This is a genomic window from Acinetobacter zhairuonensis (assembly GCF_022601715.1).
GTDB lineage: Bacteria > Pseudomonadota > Gammaproteobacteria > Pseudomonadales > Moraxellaceae > Acinetobacter.
On record NZ_JAKVIM010000026.1, the window covers coordinates 1 to 17,005 of the forward strand.

12 protein-coding genes and 1 pseudogene are annotated in these 17,005 nt (G+C 38.0%); 9 read left to right on the plus strand and 4 right to left on the minus strand.

All coding sequences use genetic code 11. The annotated features are described in order from the left end of the window. From MKI85_RS15795 to MKI85_RS15835, 9 genes and pseudogenes are all read left to right on the plus strand, one after another. Window positions 1-534, plus strand: a 534-nt coding sequence (locus tag MKI85_RS15795; protein WP_241629065.1) for a DUF2345 domain-containing protein, incomplete at its 5' end; no start/stop codon positions are given. Window positions 535-536: 2 nt separating this feature from the next. Further along, entirely contained in the window at window positions 537-1,532 is a 996-nt protein-coding gene (locus MKI85_RS15800) for a hypothetical protein (RefSeq protein WP_241629068.1), read from the plus strand. Between the two features lie 11 nt (window positions 1,533-1,543). Further along, window positions 1,544-2,824 carry a type VI immunity family protein gene (locus MKI85_RS15805; protein WP_241629149.1) on the plus strand — a complete coding sequence of 427 codons (1,281 nt, stop codon included), beginning with the start codon at window positions 1,544-1,546 and terminating at the stop codon, window positions 2,822-2,824. A gap of 46 nt (window positions 2,825-2,870) precedes the next feature. Further along, the gene (locus tag MKI85_RS15810) at window positions 2,871-4,106 is read left to right on the plus strand and encodes a type VI immunity family protein (protein ID WP_241629071.1); all 1,236 of its coding nucleotides are present in this window, start codon (window positions 2,871-2,873) and stop codon (window positions 4,104-4,106) included. A gap of 485 nt (window positions 4,107-4,591) precedes the next feature. Continuing rightward, window positions 4,592-5,911, plus strand: coding sequence for a type VI immunity family protein (locus MKI85_RS15815; RefSeq protein ID WP_241629074.1), 1,320 nt, complete (start codon window positions 4,592-4,594; stop codon window positions 5,909-5,911). Between the two features lie 49 nt (window positions 5,912-5,960). Further along, window positions 5,961-7,247, plus strand: coding sequence for a hypothetical protein (locus tag MKI85_RS15820; protein WP_241629077.1), 1,287 nt, complete (start codon window positions 5,961-5,963; stop codon window positions 7,245-7,247). Between the two features lie 46 nt (window positions 7,248-7,293). Continuing rightward, complete coding sequence (locus tag MKI85_RS15825; protein WP_241629081.1) at window positions 7,294-7,557, plus strand: hypothetical protein; 264 nt, start codon at window positions 7,294-7,296, stop codon at window positions 7,555-7,557. A gap of 11 nt (window positions 7,558-7,568) precedes the next feature. Then, the gene (locus tag MKI85_RS15830; RefSeq protein ID WP_241629084.1) at window positions 7,569-8,120 is read left to right on the plus strand and encodes a hypothetical protein; all 552 of its coding nucleotides are present in this window, start codon (window positions 7,569-7,571) and stop codon (window positions 8,118-8,120) included. A 193-nt stretch (window positions 8,121-8,313) separates the two neighbouring features. Continuing rightward, a pseudogene (locus MKI85_RS15835) lies at window positions 8,314-8,736 on the plus strand (hypothetical protein); the annotation flags it as partial. A 395-nt stretch (window positions 8,737-9,131) separates the two neighbouring features. Here MKI85_RS15835 and MKI85_RS15840 read toward each other — a convergent pair. From MKI85_RS15840 to MKI85_RS15855, 4 genes are all read right to left on the minus strand, one after another. Continuing rightward, window positions 9,132-11,360, minus strand: coding sequence for a TonB-dependent receptor (locus MKI85_RS15840; protein WP_413350769.1), 2,229 nt, complete (start codon window positions 11,358-11,360; stop codon window positions 9,132-9,134). Between the two features lie 147 nt (window positions 11,361-11,507). Next, the gene (locus MKI85_RS15845) at window positions 11,508-12,281 is read right to left on the minus strand and encodes an HpcH/HpaI aldolase family protein (protein ID WP_241629090.1); all 774 of its coding nucleotides are present in this window, start codon (window positions 12,279-12,281) and stop codon (window positions 11,508-11,510) included. Continuing rightward, complete coding sequence (locus MKI85_RS15850) at window positions 12,274-15,801, minus strand: IucA/IucC family protein (protein ID WP_241629092.1); 3,528 nt, start codon at window positions 15,799-15,801, stop codon at window positions 12,274-12,276. Before MKI85_RS15850 ends, MKI85_RS15845 begins: the two co-directional genes overlap by 8 nt. Further along, window positions 15,798-17,003 carry an MFS transporter gene (locus tag MKI85_RS15855; protein WP_241629095.1) on the minus strand — a complete coding sequence of 402 codons (1,206 nt, stop codon included), beginning with the start codon at window positions 17,001-17,003 and terminating at the stop codon, window positions 15,798-15,800. Before MKI85_RS15855 ends, MKI85_RS15850 begins: the two co-directional genes overlap by 4 nt. Window positions 17,004-17,005: the final 2 nt, after the last annotated feature.

A 17,005-nucleotide genomic window follows, 5' to 3' on the forward strand; every position in this document is an offset into this window, starting at 1 on the left:
TTTGAAATGCAGGCTCAGGGCGATGCTTTGGGTATTTTAGCCAAACAAAACATTCAGATTGTTTCTACAGAAGACCGCATTGAAATAACCAGTCCGAAAGAGATTGTGATTACTGCGGGTGGTTCTCAGATCAAGCTGAATGGTTCAGGTATTTTCCCTGTGACTGGCGGTAAATTTGAGGTGAAGGCGGGGCAGCATGTGTTTATGGGTGGGGAGAAGGTTTCTAGCAATTTACCCCAATTACCTAAACTAGAATTTTCTGAGTCACCTTACTCAGCTCAATATCAGCTTTTTAAAGCAGATGGTCGTAACTTTAAAGGTTATAAGTTTTCAATACATGATAGCAAGAATAACTCATTAAAAGAGGGGGTTACAGACGAGCAGGGATTTACGGAGCAAGTGATTACACAAACCAAAGAAAGAATTATTGGATATAAATCAGTGATGAGAGAAAGCGAGCGATTGACTGAAAACTGGGAAGCAAAATTAGAAGAAAAATCAAAAAAACTAGAATCTGAGTTGGATGGAGAGTAACGATGCTGCCAGCTATTATTGTCGTTGTTGAATTGGCAGGATATGCAATAACTGCATATGAAATATATCGTACAGCTTCTAATGCTTATGGTGAGGTGAAAAACTATCAGGACAATATTAAAAAGGCTAAAGAAGAAATTAAAAAAATCATGAAAAATCTTGGTCAAGAGATTTCAGATAAAATTGATAAGGAAAAAGAAAAAGTTTTACTAACGACGTTAACTACTGGCGATAAGCAAAGCAACAATACTAAAGCTGCATCTGGACGCCCCCAAACAAAAAGTAATGTGATTACTGCTGCGATTAAACAAAAGGTGCCATTTCGTTCAATCATTAGTCAGGTCTGTGAAAAAGCTGAACAGTTGCCTATGATTCAGCTAAGAAAACAGAAAGGTAAAAAGCTAAAGGATGTTGTACCTAAAAGCAAAGTTGATATTGTTGCAAAACTTTTGAAGATGACTGCTGAAGAACTTGCGGGGGCAAATGTAGATGAATATATCATCGTGAGATTAAAGCAGCTTGCTGTGAACTTTATGTTTGAATTCATGGATGAGCTTGTCAAATGGAAGAGTCCATTAAAATCAGAAGTTTGTTTTGGTTATGATGTAAAAACGAAGAAGTACCTTGCACCTCTATTAGAGGGTACAACACGAATCAAGCGTACAGGTACTGATATCAATCCATTTTGGCCAATGCCATATAAAGGAAAGAATACAATTGGTGCTGATATTATTATTCCAGAATATCGTGGTGAGCCTTTAACTTTGACCAATATTTTTGCATTGGTGGAAATCAAGTTCCAAGGAGACAAGATTGATAAAGCACAGTTTGATAATTATGATGATCTAAAAAAGCAATGCGCTGCTGAAAAGAAAGCCAGCAAAATTACAGCAAGTGAGGGGTTTAAATTGTCATTATTCCGTTATCCAGAAGATGTGAGTCCAAAAGATCAGCCTAGCCAGCAGCAAAAAAAATCGAAATCAGCGAGTAAAAAATGATGAGTAATGAAGTGAATAGTGACGAATTATTTTTAAGCCAAGAAGAAGTCACTGATTATATAGCCGAGTTTAAGAAGGATAGTGACCATATCTATGGGTATGAACAAGAAGAATTCGGTATTTGCCCATACATCACATTTTATATTTATCATCAAGATGATGAAGTGGAGGAGGTTGCTAATAAAATCATTGATATTTATGAGGAGTTTGAAAGTAAAATAATTGATAAGCCTTTTAAACTCAAGTACAGGCATAAAACAAGTACATGGAAAAAGGCTGAAAAATGGCAAAGAACTCGTCAGGAGTTATTGGATGAAATGCATGAAGGCTATAAAAAATATTCTGTATATTTTATAGCAGCGACCACTGGAGATTCAGACAACCAAAGTGCGCAGTGGGCTTTACAAAGTAATATTAGAGACAACGGATTAAGATATTCTAGTCTAAAATTATCATTTGGCGAAAAATGGTATAAAGAGCATAAAAAGCAATGGTATCAGTTTGTACAGCAATGTTTAATTAAACTCAATCCAATACAAGCCTATAGTGGTTATGAAATTGGGAGTGCAGCACAATTTCCTATGGTTTCTCCAGAATTTGAAATTGTAGAACGCATTTTTAGTGACTATTTTTACGGGCTAGATATCGATCATCCTAGTAACATGAGTCATTCTCATGATGATATAGATGGTTTTATCTATACACCATCATTAGCAGCAGGAATACGTACTCCAACATGGTGTTTTTTACTTTCACCATATTGGCTAGAAAAATTAGGATTAAGTGAGGAGCAAATCCGTTTCAAACTAGATGATCCACGAATCGAGATCACCAAACTGCTAGATCCAACAGATCCTGAAAAATTCAGTCTTTGGATTCAATTGGGAGAATTATCACTTTATCCTGTTGAAGAAGGTATTCCAGATTTATTGGTAAAGGCAAATGAGCTGATTAAACCAATACGATGTAATGATTTGAAGTTGACGACTCTTGATGCATGGGATGATGACCCTAACCCAAGATTTGATATAGAAAGCTCACCCCTATGGATTGCTCGTTTTGATGAAAATAGCAGTTGGCCTGAAGGGAAACGAGTTAATAAGGTTAATGGATTACCGCTAGAAGAAGAGAAACTTAAAGTGAAAGGTGGAGCATTATGTCCACAAACTGGTTATTGGCAAACACCAGCACGACCAGACTTACGACAGTATTTTGAACAAGGTGAAATACTTCCTACATTTTCTGAACTAGATTGGGGAGAGGTTTATTGGTATTGGGCGGGTGGAGAGTAGTTTGTTTTAGGAAGTTTCTACAGAATGTTACCGCTTGGAATTGATTATGCATTTAGTTGAAAAACAACCTCCTTTTGAAAAAGAGCTTACTCAACAAATAAAAGAAGCTGAACGTGAATTGTTGATGCTACATAAGGGAGATCGTGTTTTATCGCAATTATCTTTAACAATCCAACTATATTATCTCAATGGAGGGAATGATGAAGGGAAGCAGAAAGTCTTAAATATTATTGACAAATTTAGAAATAGATATCCGATCAAATCTCATTTTTATAGTAATAGCAATCGGTTCTTAAGGTTTACAGAAAAAAGCTATCAATCTGCTTATAACAAAGCAAGAACTACGAATGCTTTTGAGTGGTATTTATGTTCAGGAGAAGATGGCTCCACAGCTGATAAGTATGCATTAGGCGTGTTTACTGCCAGAGATAATTATGGGGTGTCCCATTTGCATCTTAACTTTCCTATTATACTTGTTTATGAGGAGGATGGGCGAAAAGAATTTAATGCTTGGATTGAAGAATTGTTAACTCAATTTGAGGTATTTCATGGCTATGCGGGCCTAAGTATTCAATTACCTTATGATCGTCATCCTTATCAATTTTATGAGTATGGGGTTACTCGACAATATTGGGGTATAACACCTGATGGTGCTAGTTTCCTTAAACGAGATTGGTATGAGGGGATCCGGAGTATTAATTGGTATACATTTATTGGGAAAGACTTAAAAGATAAGTTTATTCATCAGCCATTCTATAATGTTACTTTAAAGAATTCTCCTGAAGTCAGATTAAAAGAAATTGGTAATAGTCTTGTAATTAAAGCTGGAGAGTTACCTCGTTTAGGCCATAAAAGTAAACCATCGCCATTAAGCTATGTTGTAGTTAATCAGCTGTGTAAATCAGTACGTACTGATATACCAACGGATGCTATGCATACCGCATATCGCGGGCCACGTTATTCGTTGTCGCAAGTCTATTATTGGATTCGAAGATGGGACAATGCTAATTTTTCTAAAGGTGTCTTTGACTTTGACGGGATCAAAGAAGATTTATTGCCGATTTTAGGAGAATATGGCAATGAAGATCGGATCGTTCCTTACAGTGGGGTATGGACTCCATTTGACTTTGAGGGGCTAGCTCAACCTTTAATACAAGGTCAAGAGTTTCCAGAAGAGGGACAGCATCAAAGAAAAAGCGGACGTATTTCGAGTAAACCTGCAGTTTGGAAATTAGTCTCAAGAGATGATGGGGGAGCTGTTATGGAACCTAATCCGTTTTAATTGTGTTCAGGAAAGACGACCCTCAGAATACTGAGCACGTCAACCCAGACAACGGGGCCATCAAGGCTTTAAGAAGCAGATTTCATAGAGAATACCTTTTCGAAAAGTGATTTCAGAGGTTTGTGAAAAAGCTAATGCTAATGGATTTCCGCAATTAAAAAAGAAAAGAGGCGTCAAAGTTAGTGATTTGCCTAACTAAAGCACGACAAAAGATATTGGAAAGTTGGGCTGGTTTAATTTTATCAGAGATTGTGAATGAGGATATTAGAAGTGAGTTCTTGTCGAAATCAAGTTTCAGGGGGACTCTATTACGAAGGCACAATTTGATCAATATGGTCGATTGTTAAAAGAATGTAAGATTGCTAAAGAAGCTAAGTATGGGAAAAATAACAACCATTCAGGAAAGGGGCTAAAGGCTGGTGGGCTACTTTCTTTGTTTCGTTATCCTGAGGATATTGCTTTAGAGGAAGGCAAGGGTAAACCGAGTGAACAATCAGGAACAAAGAAAGCTGGAAATAGAGGAAAATGAGATGACTACCATAACACCTTACTTAACAGAAGAAGAGCAAGTTGAGTGGATCGAAGAGATTAAAGCTACGGATAAGCTTTGGGTGACTGGATATGAAGGGGAGGACGCTTATGGAATTGGTCCCTATGTTACTTTTTATATTTACCATTCAGCGGAAGAGGCATCTCAACTAATAACTCAATTTGTCGAAATTTTTAATGAGTTTAACCAAATTAAAAATGAAGAATGGGTTTCTTTCAAACATCCTGTTAAAGATATTTTTATTAAAGCGGAAAATGCCCCAACATTATTAGAAGATTTAGAGCAGACTTGCCAAAGGCAATATACTAGAGATGATTTTTTATCATTTGCTGCAACTGTATCAGATGATACTGAAATTAGCTCAGCAGTATGGACTACTTATTTTAGAGTAACGCCTTATTCTGATACATATAGCGTATTAAAAATGAACTTTAGATATGCATGGTATAAGGAAAGTGAGGAAAACAAAGAAAAGTGGCATCGGTTTGTTGAGCGATGTATTGATAAGTTAAAACCTAGACATGCTTATAGTGGTTTTGAGATTGCTCAAGCCGCTTCTTTACACTTAGGCAGTTATGAGATTAATAGTCTAGAAAAGATTGTTACTCAGGCTTTTTATGGCGTAGATATTGATCATCCGAGTTTTAATGGTAGCAATACTCATGACGATCCTGATGGGTATGTCAATGAACGTAAATTGGGCTCGGGTGTCCGAACACCAGTTTGGAGTTTTTTACTTGATCCATATTGGATTACAAAATTAAATAAAACTGCTGAAGAGATCAAAGCATACTTTAGCCGCTTTAAAGAAGTCGAGATTAAGGAAATCGAGTATCCAGAAAATCAAACAGGCTTATGGATTCGACTCGGGGAACTCTCCATGTATCCTGTTGAAGATGGTGTGCCTGTTTTGCCTGTCTATGCCAATGCTTTAATTAAGCCAATACGTTGTGATGAGCTGAAACTGGTCGGTTATGCACAATGGGATGATGATCCAAATGAGCATTTAAGTTATGACGAAGGCATAGCGTGGATGCGTCGTTTTGATGAAGACAGTAGTTGGCCTGAAGGGAAACGAGTTAATAAGGTTAATGGATTATCGCTAGAAGAAGAGAAACTAAAAGTGAAAGGTGGAGCGTTATGTCCACAAACTGGTTATTGGCAAACTCCAGCACGACCAGATTTACGACAGTATTTTAAACAAGGTGATATTCTTCCTACTTTTTCTGAACTAGATTGGGGAGAGGTTTACTAGTATTGGGCGGGTGAAGAGTAGTTTGTTTTAGAATGATATGGGTACGGTAATGCCTTACTTAACGGTAGAAGAGCAAGTAGAGTGGATCGAAGAGATTAAAGCTACAGATAAGCTCTGGGTGACTGGAGATGAAGGGGAAGATGCTTATGGAATAGGTCCCTATGTTTCTTTTTATGTTTATCATTCAGTAGAAGAAGCCCCTCAACTGATTACTAAATTTATTGAACTCTTTAATGAGTTTAATCAAATTAAGAATGAGGAATGGACGCATTTTATACATCCAATCAAAGATGTATTTATTAAAGCAGAAAAGGCTGAAGCATTACTGGCGGATTTAGATGCAATTTGCCAAAGACAGTGTCAGAAGACGGATTCTGTTTATTTTACAGCAACTGTCTCAGACGATACTGAAATTAGTTCAGCCGTGTGGTCATATTCAATGACTATTGCTGAAAGACCATATATGCGATACAGCCATTTAAAAATGAACTTTAGGTATGCCTGGTATATTGCAAGTCAGGAGAATAAAGAGAAGTGGAATCAGTTTGTTGAACGTTGTATTGATAAATTAAAGCCTCGTCATGCTTATAGTGGCTTTGAGATTGCCCAAGCTGCATCTATGCATTTGGGGAGTTATGAGATTAACAGTCTTGAAAAGATTGTTACTCAAGCCTTCTATGGTGTAGACATTGATCATCCAGATTTTAATGGTACTCATGATCATGAACGGATAGATGGCTATATTGATTATCAACGGTTAGGCTCTGGCATTCGAACACCTGTTTGGAGTTTTTTACTTGATCCATATTGGATTGCAAAATTAAATACAACTGCTGAAGAGATCAAAGCTTACTTTAGCTGCTTTAAAGAGGTAGAGGTTAAGGAAATTGGGTATCCAGAAAATCAAACAGGCTTATGGATTCGACTCGGGGAACTCTCTATGTACCCTGTTGAAGATGGTGTGCCTGTTTTACCTGTTTATGCCAATGCATTAATTAAACCAATACGTTGTGATGAGCTGAAACTGGTCGGTTATGCACAATGGGATGATGATCCAAATGAGCATCTGAGTTATGAAGAAGGGATTGCATGGATGTGTCGTTTTGACGAAGACAGTAGTTGGCCTGAAGGGAAACGAGTTAATAAGGTTAATGGATTACCGCTAGAAGAAGAGAAACTAAAAGTGAAAGGTGGAGCGTTATGTCCACAAACAGGGTATTGGAATACACCAGCACGACCAGATTTACGACAGTATTTTGAACAAGGTGAAATACTTCCTACATTTTCTGAATTAGATTGGGGAGAGGTTTATTGGTATTGGGCGAGTGAAGAGTAGTTTGTTTTAGGAAATTTCTAGAGAACGTTACCGTTTGGAATTGATTATGCATTTAGTTGAAAAACAACCTCCTTTTGAAAAAGAGCTTACTCAACAAATAAAAGAAGCTGAACGTGAATTGTTGATGCTAGATAAGGAAGATCGTGTTTTATCGCAATTATCTTTAACTATACAGCTCTATTTGATCCTAGACAGTATTGTGGGGACCACCATCCCCCCATATCTGTCACACATAGAAATATACGTCTGGAATGCGCAAGTAAATCTTGAAAAAACCAGTAACCAATTAAGTAACATTAAACAAATGTGAGATTCGAGCGAATGGTAAATCCAATTTTTTTACAAAAATCAGGGGAATTTATCGTATCAAATGAAAATGGTATGCGGTATGAGCGAAAATTTCCATTCTGGATTCGTCTTTTTCTGCTGCCATGGTCTCTGCTTTGTATTCCTTTCATCCTCTTTTATCTAGGCCTCGTACAATCGACCGATTGGGCAAACACTCCAATTTTAGGGGCAATTTTTGCAACCTTCGGATTTATGATCCTCCCTCTAGGTTTTTCAGCTATGATTTTGTGGTATGCCCTTTTCGGTGATGCAGTTGACTTGAAGCTAAATGCCCAATCAGGTGAGATCACCCTTCAGCGAAAATCCCCGTTTCGAAACAGGCTGACCCGTTATCCTCTTGCGAGTTTGCAAATATACAAAGTCGAACTGGAATCCGACTATCCAGTTTACGATGCTGCAATTGTCACGCTTAGAATGTCTGATGGCATCAAAGTAAGGATCGGAGCCTTCTTCCGCGATGAAGAGGCAATATCTTGGGTTCAGGAAGTCCGCAAACTCATCGCTGGAGCGTCGGAAGGGATATAAACAAAATGGGGTTCTTTGGACTGCCACAGCTCTTCTGCAAAAATATCAATGCCTCTTCCTGCTCTTCTAAGGAATTATTATGCTTCTTTGGTTGAATCTTCAGTAAAGATGCAACTTTATACGGCTTTATTGCACAAACTCATCTATAAAGGCTTATCTACCCATATATTCTCAAATGAATAAGCCCGCACTTAGTGAAGGTGTAAGGGACTTAAAAGACTTCTTAGTTTTTGCTCGTAGTGGTCAGCTGAATTTAAATTATGTTGATCAAAACAAACAGTAGACTAAAAAAGAATTTGAGCAATACTTACAAAATAAGCTACAAGAACAAGGTTGGAGCGTGGACCTCGGAATAGGGTCAGGGCGACAGCTGTATTGATCTTGCTATTAAAGATGACTTGCATGTAGATAGTTATATTGTAGATATATTAGTAGATGGTGAAAATTATGCAAAAGTAGCGACAGCAAGAGACAGTGATCAGCTCAGACCAACGGTATTACAAGGATTAGATTGGCAGGTATTGTCGGTATGGACAGTTGACTAGATCCAGAGCAGAATTTAACTAAATTATCAAAAGTTTTGGGTGAGTTAAAAGTTAGTTTAAGGGTTGCTTAAATAACTTAGAGAGGGAATAAGAGTGGTTTTTTACTTTATAGTTATTTTTTACAATTATAGTATTTAAAAATAATTTTATAATCAATGAGTTATTATGGATAAAAAGAATAGGATATATTTGTCAGGGAGAGTGGTAGCTATTCAGATATACGTTCATGCTGACATGAATTAGAGACTATAGAGTCTAGGCTACTAGCGGGATTTTTCATATGATGGGGACATAGAGAACAGGATGTTCCAACACATAAAACAATAATGATAAGTGCGACACCAGAACGTGAGGTACGACAGGAGTTATACCTAAACACCCAATATGAAAAAGCCCGACAGGATATCGGGCTTTTTTATGCTCTAAATGTATAGAATACTCAGTGATAAATTAATTAAAAAATCCTTTACCACTTATGGCTATAAGACACTTTCAGCGTTACACCACTCGCTAATAAATGGCTGGTATTATTGTTGCTTCGCATAAGTTGGCTATATAGCGGATAGTACTTACGGTTAAACATATTCTCAATACCAATCGTCACAGTGTCCTTTGGATTAATTGCAAAACTACTCAATAAATCTGCTGTGGTATAAGATTTCACATCATAGCGACCAAAACCATTCACACCATTCAGTCGATAATCTTTTGCACCGAAATATGTCGCCTGAATACGATTCGTCCAAGTGTCTGTCGGGCTATAAGAAATATATCCTGTCAATTTTAATGGTGGGATACGGAAGCCTGTCATGTCTTGTTCAATACTGGTACTTTGAGGAGTTTCACGACCTTTCATCCATGTGACACTACCACCAGAACCCCAAACATTATTGTCAGCAAGGTAATCTAAAGTAGCCTCTACCCCTGAAATTTTTTCCTTTGTTCTCGCAAGAATCAAGCCATTGTTGAAAGACTGCACACCACCGAGATCAGAAGTAGAGTGGAAGACAGCCAAACTAGAGTTAAAGTTTTCAAAGTTACCTTTCCAACCTAACTCATAGTTATCGACTTTGACCGGCTCTAAAAATGAAGAAGCTAAGTTAAAGCCAGCAGTCGCATTACGAAGCACAACGCCTACATCTGGTAATTGGAAGCCCTGATTAAATGAAGCATAAATGGTATGTGCATCTACAGGGGAATATGCCACATTGGCATTGTATAGCCATGCATCAGCTTTGACTTTTCCACCTTGCACAGTATATGGGTCTGCTTTACCAAGTTGAGAGAGTGGAATAAAACTATCAATTTCCGCATAGCTATCTTCATAACGAGTGCCAATTTCAGCAGACCATTGATCATTAAAACGATGTTTGAATTGAGCGAATCCACCCATACTTTGTGTGGTAAGTTCTGGTAAATAAGTTAAAGTCCCAATTTTGACAAATTCCAATCCACCTGATTGATCATAAATTTGAGGATCGAAGATATCTAAAGGCATTTCGCTCTTTTCACGACTGAAATCACCACCCCAAACGACAGTAGTGTCCCCTAAAAGCGTTAGTGGCGTACTGACCGTTAAACGGCTACCGAGGACATTGTTTTCTTGATAGATCTGATCTACCTGTCTACCACGGGTGCTGACTTTACGTGCATCAAAAGGTGAGAAACGCGTAAAGAAATCGCGATAATAGATTTGGGCATCGACTTTATTGCCTAGAAAATCTTTATTGCTATAGGTCAAATTATAGATTTGGTTTTCATTTTTATTTTGATCTGCTAATTTCAAACCTTTAATTGCCTTAGCAGGAACACTCCCTGCAGGGAGAGAGGCTACACTTGGATCAGATGCATATTCTGAATCCTGTTCTGCATTATAATAATTCGCAGCGAATTGAATATATTGATGATCATCAATATGATAACCCAGTTTTCCACCAATGCTATAAGCATCAGCATCAAATAAATCGCCTTGGCTTGGCTCAGGCGCAATTCTGTCGCCACTTGCATCATAAGGGCTACCAATACGTTGATATCCAAAATCTAAAGCATAGTCAAAATTGTTACGGCTACCAGTAAAATATTGATGGATATCGCCAGCTAATGCATCAGAACTAAAGTTAGTTAAAGGACTTTGTAAACCGACAACAGTTTTTGCAGTTGGAGCGCCTCCAGCGGCTTTTGTGGTAATTGAAATAATACCTCCAGCCGCACCACTACCATATATCGCATTACTCCCACGAATCACTTCAATACTTTGAATACTTTCAGGATCAATTGCTGAGAGTCCTCGTGAAGTATCACGCGTTAAGTTCATTGGTACGCCATCAACTAAAATTAAGGCATTACGTCCACGGAGTGTTTGACCATAATCTGTAATTGTACGGCTTGAATCAGATAAACCAGGAACTGCTTTTGCTAATACTGTTGCAATATTTCCAGATGAACCATTTTTTAATAGCTCAAGTTGCTTTTCATCAAGTTTGGTGACTTGCTTAGATTTTTCTTGTACTTCATCAGAACGTGTAGCAGTAATGGTGAGTGTTGGAAGTATCTCGGCATTATTTTCTGTTTCTGCAATAGATGTAGGGGAGGCCGCGTAAGATGTGTTCGTTAAAAAAATACATCCAGTGATAGATAAAATAGGAATTAAGTTTATTAATTCAGGTTTCTTAGTTATTAACTTCAAATTTTCCACGCGCAACCCCATCCTACATTTCAAGTATTATTCTAAAATTGCGCTTATAGTAAATAAGAATCATTATATTTACAATATAGAAATGAGAATTAAATATATTAATTAAACCAGAAAATATTTTTATATCTTCTGGTTTAATTAGAAAGTTCAAATAAACTTCTTAAATGAATTGATATGATTTTGATGGGCTTTTCGAACAATACTCCTATCATCACCAAGCACGAAAAGATTGACAGCTCTTTGTATCCAGTAAGTAATGTCTTCAGGCCTTCGTGGAATAGCACAGAATGCCTTCTGACTATCTTTAGTTTTCATGTACATTTCTTGAACTTTTTCTTTTAATTTAGGATGGCTTGTTTGCCAAGGCATTCCCAACGATTGAGAAAGGTCGGCAGCACCTTCCAGAATAATATCAATGCCTTCAACTTTTAATATTTCATCAAGCTGTTCTAGTCCTTCTAAGCTTTCAATCATGGCAACCACAATCGTCTCGTTTGCTGCTTGTTCAACAAAACTAGCTAAATCATCTATGCCATAGCGATTTAATCTGGTCGAGTTGAGTCCTCTTTGCCCAAGCGGCATATAGTGGCAATAGTTCACAGCTTCTTGTGCTTGCTGAGCATTTTCAATACGCGGAAACACAATACCCGTTACACCTGCATCGAGCAGGGGGAGAACTAAATGATTGGCATTTAAAGGCACTCTTACAAACACATCAAGAGACATAGATCTAGCAGCTAAAATCATGGTCTCGACTTGAGACGTACTAAATAAAGTATGTTCCAAGTCGATAATAATAAAGTTGTAACCAGCAAGTGCCAGTTGCTCGACATTAATGGGAGAAGCTACGGAACAAAATATTCCGTAGAGTGTCTTGCCATTTGCTATTCTCTTCTTAAAAGAAATCGAATGCTTATTCATATTCAATTTCCTTAATGAGACTTAGCGGGTTTGGCGTAGTTTGTACTCTTAAGCGAATTTCTGGAAGGAAACGGCGGCTTGCGAGCTGTTCAATGTCGATGGTGTCATCTGTAAAGTTAAATAATTCATATCGTTCGGCAAACTCTGGGTGAGCTTCTTTGTGCTGATTGATGATAGTTCTTAACATGGTCCAGAATTTGACTTCATCGAAGTCATAATGTTCATTTAAGAAAATCGCTAACTCAGCCAGATTTACAAACCAAAGCGCATCTTGAGTAAAGTCTCTTAACTCATTTGGAGAGTGGGTTTCCAAGAACGAGTTTGGGTTAATCTTGGCATGCTCTTTTGGTGCATCTTGCAAGTTTGGTAAAAGCTCTGGCTCGCGTAAAAGATGACGACTAAAACGGATTCCATCGTGGAAATCTTTCAAGGCAGCTTTAACAGGTAAGCCATTTTTATGAATCAGCACCATGTTTTGTGCATGTGACTCTAATGCAAGGCCGTGGCACCACAAAATATGCATGATAGGTAAATAAGCATTGGTGAGTAATTTTTCTAACCAGAACCCAATACCGTACTCTTGAATCCACTTATCAATTAAAGGCTTTTGATCTGTATCAATTTGCATTAAGCCCGTGACTGGAGTGGCCGATTCACCTTCTTTTAAGTAGCTGTAAATACTTTCGCGCCAAATACAAGCCAGTGCGCCGTATTGAACAGGAAGTGCAATCTGCTGGTTAACTGAAAGACCGCCAATCTCTCTTAAAATAACAGGCTTACGCTGATTTTCTAAAATAGGGTCGTGTTCAACAATATTATAAAGCCAGTCACTCATTTTCGCTGCATTTTGAACGGTATGCGGTGCCAATACACGAGAGGTTGAAGTATTGACCAAGTTCATTGCCAACTTGAGAGAAAGCGCCGAGATGTCGCTAAAATTTGATAAGGTTCGAATCGACTGCTGTGGTAAATAAGTTGGACCTTCAATGTCTAAAGGGATGATCAGTTGGTTGCTAATCGCATCTTGATAATATAATTCAATAATTTTATCCCACTGCCACGGATGAATTGGGGTGAGAATATAATCTTTAAAATCTACACTTTGCTCTTTCAATTGATTGCTAATAGCTTGTAGATCTTTTTCTGAAAAATGCTGTTTATAAAGCTGTTCTAAGTTAATGGTTTCACTTAAAACCAGTTTGCATAAACTGTTATGAGTCGCCACCCATTGAACCGTAAAACCTTCAGAAAGCTCAGGTGCATATTTTTGATTTTCTTTTAAATCGAAACCAATACGTGACTTAAAGCTTGGGTGATATAAATGTGCGTTGGTGATGCGTGCTTCTTGTTCTAGGTACGGCAAAGTTCTTAAAGGTTGGGCAGGGGCTTGGCTCAAAGTCTGTGCATGTTTAACGTAAGTTAAATTAAGCTCATCATTAAAGTTTTGCCATTTCACTGGGTCAGCTTCAATAATATTTTTTAGATCGGCAAGTAGAGTTTTTAAGTTAGGGCGAGTTTCACTGCCTAAAGTAATATCAGAACGGACTAAACTTGAAGGATCTAACTTAATTCGTTTAAAACTGAAATGTCGTTTGGCCGCACAGGTATAAAAAACAGTATCGGAAACATAAAACTTGATCTGACCTTTAGAAAACTCGTATTTAAAAGTATTTTCAAAAATGAGTGCTTCTAATAATTGGCCCATCACGCGATTTTCCGCGAGGGTTTTATAATTGGTTTGTTGTGTAGCTTGAAGAGGGCAAAGCGCTTCTGCGCCGCGATATTTATAAATAGGGTTTTCAACTTCAATCCAGATAGGATTGCCACCACTGTGGTAGAGCGTATTTATCATATTTGCCTTAATTGGTAATGTGAGTGAATTAATTAATAAATCGCGGTAGTGCTGACCTTTATCGGTAAAGCTTTCTTTAGTGAGCGTAAGGCGAGTGGCTTGCCATAGCTCGCTTTCTTCAATAACCGTAACACGTGCAATTGCGCTGATGAGATGTGCAATGTGATTGATCACGAGGTAATATTTTAAAAAGATCCATGCATCTTTCTGAGAGAACCAAACGGTACTATCTTCAGAAATAGATGAGTTGTCTTCTATCATTTCTGGAACAATGCTAATGCCTTCCATGTCTCGAAGAATAAGGCGATGTGGATAGCCATTTTTAAATTCCATTAAACTGTTTTGCATGTGCGCTTCTACGCTAATGCCTTTATTTGCAAACAACTCAATTAATGGAATGAGTGAAACTTTAACGTACTGTTTCCACCAAAAAGTAATGAAATCTTTGGCATCGTTCGATTGTAGATTTTGATTCGGTGCCGCTTGCTGAATAAAGCTTAAAAGCGGGATTTCATGGTTTTCGTTTTCTTCAACCAAGCCGCCCAGCATTCGGGTATTTTCTAATACATCTGGAGTGAGCCCAGCTCTATAAATAATGCCAAATGAACTTTCTAACTCTGGAATATTGACTGTTTTTGCTTCTAACTCCGGCAGAATCACAAGCTCTGGATATTGTTCATTAATCTTGTGATTGATAATAATTTTGCTTGCATCAATAGCTCTTTCCATTTCATCCATTGGGTTATTACGAATGAAACTGGTAATTCGCACATCAATTGAGAGCTTTAAAAATAGGTTCGATTGAGGTAACCACACCGTACGAACGGATGAGGTTGGCCATACGGTTTGGCCTAAAGCTCCCAGATAGATTGCGTCTTGGCTATCTAAATGTTTCTTTAAAGATGGATGTTGGAGTAAGAAGTTAGCTTGCCAAGGGTGGGTGGGCATGAGCTCATAGTTTGCGAAGTTTTCTTGCAAACGATCTTTTGCTTTTTGTAAAACTTCATTTTCAATATGGTGAGAAGACTGTTCTTCACTTACAAGCTTTTGGATTAAAGACGAATGAATTGCAAAGTAGTGGAGTTGGAAACTTGCGCCTAACTCAGGGCTATATTTTTTCATGTCTTCTTTAGAAAAACCTAAATTGGCTTTAGAGGTCACATGAAAAGGGTGCCCGTATAACATGCCTTGTTCGGTTGCCTGAAAACCACTCAATGCTTTAGATATTGTTTGAGTGGGTCTATTTTCTAAAAAGAATTTTGTGTTATCGATACTATTGGCAATATCGGAATACAGGTTCTTATTTTGGTTTTTGTCTTTAAATAAGCTATTCAGTTCATCAGTAATCAACTTCACTAACTGTTTAGGGTCGGTGAGTGAGTCAAATGTATTGTCGTTTAAGTTTTGTAGAACAAAACCACATTGATATCTGTGATAACCCGTAGTTGAAAGATGCTGAACTACGCCATAAACAGTCGTGTTAGATGCATTAAACGTATAAGCAAAATACAGGGTGTCTAGTTGCTCCGCATACAGTGTGAATAAAGGGGAGTCTTGAGTTGGAATAATATGCTCTTCAAGGTTCACTTTAAGTTCACGAAAGAAAGTATTCAGGTACTGTTCGAAAAGTTTATAAGACCATGCATCTGTTGTAATAATTGAGTTCATTCTTGTGCCTCTTCTAAAATTGTATCCATTAAGAATCTGTTCAAAATCACCACCAATCCCGCACCGATAAAAAATAGTGAGGTGCAGATTAATGCAGCGGTGATATTGAAAAATGAGTAGGTGAGCGTGATGGTGATTGGGCCAATAAGTTGCCCTAGGACAAAGCCACTGTTAGAAATACCAATCACTTTTCCTTGGCTTTGAGTGCCAGCTTTTAGAGAAATTGTGTGTAAGATCGAAGGAATAAGTGCTGCAAAGCAAAAGCCTTGTATGAGTCGTAATACAAGAACCAGCCAGAGATTAGACACCCAGATCAATACGAAAATCGTGATGCCACAAATTAAAGATGCGTAAATGAAGTTATTAAAAGAATCTCCTTTATCATCATTTCTTTTCCCCCAATAGGTCGCAGCAATAAAGGCTGCTCCCCATGAAAGCGCATGGATTGTGCCTGTTAAACTTGCAGCAGATAACGATGAGTGAGTGCTTTGGCTTATTTCACTAATGTATAAAACGAAGCAAGACACTAAACTAAAGCCGCCGGCTTGCACCAAGATGCCAGCACTCAACCAAGAAAAAATTGTTCTATCAAAAAAGTCTGGAATTTTAGATTTTTCTTTGGTTTTTACAGCCTCAGTTTTAACAGGATTGGTTAGTACAAATAACGCAATCACAATGAGTGTCATCACAACAAATGCTGTCGCGTTGAGTAATACTTCAACCCGCCAGTGGTCCATAAATATCCCGCCGAGTACTGGACCACACAGGCAAGCTAGCGCAACACTACTTTGTAGTTGTCCAAAAGCGGCACCTCGTTGTTGTTCATTCGAAAGATATGAAACATAGGCATTCAGAATGACGGAAAGGCCGCAAAAACCAAGTAGAATCCGCGCAAAAATAAATAGGTATAAATGCCGGGCGCTCGCCATGAGCAGTATTGAAATACAGAAACCAGCGAGAGAAAGTAATAATGCTTTTTTATGGCCGAATGTGTCGGACAGATGACCCACAATTGGTGCTGTAAATAAGCTGCCAATAGCCGGAGCTGCGAGTGCCAAACCTGCCCAGATAGTGGGAGTACTCATATGCGCCGTCAGTTTTTCCATATAAAGCGGCATGATTGGAATAAGCACCATAAGCCCAAAAGTAGAAAAAAACTGACAGAGCAAAATAATGAAATGATCTAGGCGAGATGAGCGCATGA

What these genes read in the sequence shown, in the direction of transcription:
- MKI85_RS15855 (WP_241629095.1), bottom strand. Translation starts at nt 17,003, where the DNA reads ATGCGCTCATCTCGCCTAGATCATTTCATTATTTTGCTCTGTCAGTTT.
- MKI85_RS15850 (WP_241629092.1), bottom strand. Translation starts at nt 15,801, where the DNA reads ATGAACTCAATTATTACAACAGATGCATGGTCTTATAAACTTTTCGAA.
- MKI85_RS15820 (WP_241629077.1), top strand. Translation starts at nt 5,961, where the DNA reads ATGCCTTACTTAACGGTAGAAGAGCAAGTAGAGTGGATCGAAGAGATT.
- MKI85_RS15810 (WP_241629071.1), top strand. Translation starts at nt 2,871, where the DNA reads ATGCATTTAGTTGAAAAACAACCTCCTTTTGAAAAAGAGCTTACTCAA.
- MKI85_RS15830 (WP_241629084.1), top strand. Translation starts at nt 7,569, where the DNA reads ATGGTAAATCCAATTTTTTTACAAAAATCAGGGGAATTTATCGTATCA.
- MKI85_RS15825 (WP_241629081.1), top strand. Translation starts at nt 7,294, where the DNA reads ATGCATTTAGTTGAAAAACAACCTCCTTTTGAAAAAGAGCTTACTCAA.
- MKI85_RS15845 (WP_241629090.1), bottom strand. Translation starts at nt 12,281, where the DNA reads ATGAATAAGCATTCGATTTCTTTTAAGAAGAGAATAGCAAATGGCAAG.
- MKI85_RS15800 (WP_241629068.1), top strand. Translation starts at nt 537, where the DNA reads ATGCTGCCAGCTATTATTGTCGTTGTTGAATTGGCAGGATATGCAATA.